At 71.1% G+C, this 2,596-nt stretch carries 1 protein-coding gene and 2 tRNA genes; 1 reads left to right on the forward strand and 2 read right to left on the reverse strand.

Translation table 11 applies throughout. The features are described 5' to 3' along the window. Positions 1-280 precede the first annotated feature (280 nt). Entirely contained in the window at positions 281-1,705 is a 1,425-nt protein-coding gene (gene tig, locus LCE31_RS38680; protein WP_225022900.1) for a trigger factor, read from the reverse strand. A 192-nt stretch (positions 1,706-1,897) separates the two neighbouring features. Next, a tRNA-Pro gene (locus LCE31_RS38685) sits at positions 1,898-1,974 on the reverse strand. 343 nt (positions 1,975-2,317) lie between these two features. Here LCE31_RS38685 and LCE31_RS38690 point away from each other — a divergent pair. Then, a tRNA-Gly gene (locus tag LCE31_RS38690) sits at positions 2,318-2,391 on the forward strand. The last annotated feature ends 205 nt before the right edge of the window (positions 2,392-2,596 follow it).

Consider the following 2,596-nt stretch of genomic DNA (forward strand, 5'->3'; position numbering starts at 1 on the left):
TGGGGGCGCCGTGTCCGTCCGCGGTGTGCGTCCGGGGCCGGTGTTTTTGCGGCGGGGCGTGGCACCGGGGGGCACACCGCGCAGGTGAGCGCTTGGCCGCCGGACGCGCGGGGCGAGCGCTTGGCGCCGGACGCGCCGGCGCTCCGTCCCGGGGGTGTACGTACGCGGCCTGCGCCCACCCGTCGTGTACGGCACCGCACCGGGAAGTGGGGCCGCGGGAACGCGACGGGCCCCCGGCGCGGTGTGCGTCCGGGGCCCGCCGTCGGCGCGCGATCGAAGCTCAGGCGGTGGGCTTGTCCTCGGCCTCGCCGGCCTCGGGGGTCTCGCCGGACTCGGCGGCCTCCACGGTCTCCGTGGCGGCCTCGACCGTCTCGGCGCCCGACTCGGCCTCGTCCTCGTCGTCCAGGTCGACCGGCTCGCCGTTCGTGTCGACGACCTTCGCCGCCTCCACGACCACGGCGAGCGCCTTGCCGCGGGCGACCTCGCCGACGAGCATCGGCACCTGGCCGCCTTCGACGACCGCCTGGGCGAACTGGTCGGGGCTCATGCCGGAGGACTGCGCGCGGCGCATGAGGTGCTCGGTGAGCTCCTCCTGGTTCACGTTCAGCTTCTCCTTGTTGACCAGCTCGTCCAGGATGAACTGGGTCTTGATGCCCTTGACCGCCTGCTCGGAGGTCTCGGTGTCGAACTCCTCCTTGGTCTTGCCCTGGATCTGGAGGTACTGCTCCAGCTCGACGCCCATCTGCGGCAGCTGGTGGTGCTCCAGGTTGTGCTTGCGGGTCTCGACCTCGTCCGCGAGCAGCTTCTCCGGGATCGGCACCTCGACCAGCTTCAGCAGCTCGTCGAGGACGCGCTCCTGCGCCTGCGTGGCCTGGTCGTACTTCTTCATCGACTCAAGGCGCTTGCGGCTGTCCGCCTTCAGGTCCTCCAGCGTGTCGAACTCGCTGGCGGTCTGCGCGAAGTCGTCGTCCAGCTCCGGCAGCTCACGGGCCTTGACCTCGGTGACCTTGACGGTGACCTCGGCGGCCTTGCCCTCGGCGGAGCCGCCCTTGAGCTCGGAGGTGAAGGTGGCCTCGCCGCCCGCCTCCAGGCCGGTGACCGCGTCGTCGATGCCGTCCAGCAGCTCGCCGGAGCCGATCACGTAGTCGATGCCGTTCGCGACGCCGTCCTCAAGGACCTCGCCGTCGATCTTGGCCTCGAGGTCGACGGTGACGACGTCGCCCTCGGCGGCGGCGCGCTCGACCGTGTTGGTGGAGGCGAAGCGGTCGCGCAGCTGCTCGACCGACTTGTCGACGTCCTCGTCGCTGACCTCGGCGGCGTCCACCGTGACCTCGATACCGGAGTAGTCCGGGATCGTGATCTCGGGCCGGATGTCGACCTCGGCCGTGAAGGAGAGCAGCTCGCCGTCCTTCAGCTCCTTGATGTCGACGTCGGGCTGGCCGAGGACATTCAGCTCACCCTCGTTGACCGCCTCGGTGTAGAACTTCGGAAGGGCGTCGTTGACGGCCTCCTCCAGCACAGCACCGCGGCCGAAACGCTGGTCGATGACGCGGGCCGGGATCTTGCCCTTCCGGAAGCCCTTCACCGTGACCTGCTCGTTGATCTTCTTGTACGCCGCGTCGAGGCTGTCCTTGAGCTCCTCGAAGGGCACCTCGACAGTGAGCCGAACCCGGGTCGGGTTCAGGGTCTCCACGGCGCTCTTCACGGTTCGGTCTCCTTGGTGGCTGATTCTCTGGTTTGCCTGCCGCGCGTTCCTGCGTCCGCGACGGCCTGCTGATCGGCCCGGCTCCTGGGGTCTTCGGAGACACGTCGGACACGCGGGCACGCAGCTTGCATAGTAACCGCAAGCATGAAGAGCCCCACAACGCGATCTTCAAGGGTGCGCGCGACTGGCGACTGGTCGGGGTGGCCGGATTCGAACCGACGACCTTCCGCTCCCAAAGCGGACGCGCTACCAAGCTGCGCCACACCCCGTCGGTGCGACACGAAGGGTACATGCCCGGAGGCGCTGCGTCGGACTTGTTTCATGTGAAGCGGCGCCGTAGCGGCATCTGTGCCCGTTCCTACAGGTGCTGAGCGGGCATCCGTACCTCTACCGGGCGGCCATACCTCTGCCGGGCGGCCGTACCTCTGCCGGGCGGCCCTCCGGACCGGCGTCGCGACGGGGGCCGGACGCGTCGCGCGGAGCACCCGTGTGCGGAGAGCGGAGCACCCGTGTGCGGAGAGCGGAGCACCCGTGTGCGGAGAACGGCCCGGAACCGCTACGATGCTCTGCGTACGCGCTCGGACCGTCCCGCTCGGGGCATGCCGGGCTCGCGCGGGCGTAGCTCAATGGTAGAGCCCTAGTCTTCCAAACTAGCTACGCGGGTTCGATTCCCGTCGCCCGCTCCAGCGCCGCACGGCGCTTCGCGACACGGCTCCGGCCCGGCAGGCGGTTCCTCCGCCCACCGGGCCTTTCGCGTTTCCCGGGCCCTCTCGCGGCCCGGGCCGGGCCCCCCCCCCCGCGGGGGGCCGGGCCCCCCCCCGCCCCGGGGCCCCGGGGGGGGGGCGGCCGCGGGCGTGCCGGCGGGGCGCCGCCCGCCGCCCCCCCGCCCCC

This window comes from Streptomyces sp. 8L (genome assembly GCF_020176795.1).
GTDB lineage: Bacteria > Actinomycetota > Actinomycetes > Streptomycetales > Streptomycetaceae > Streptomyces.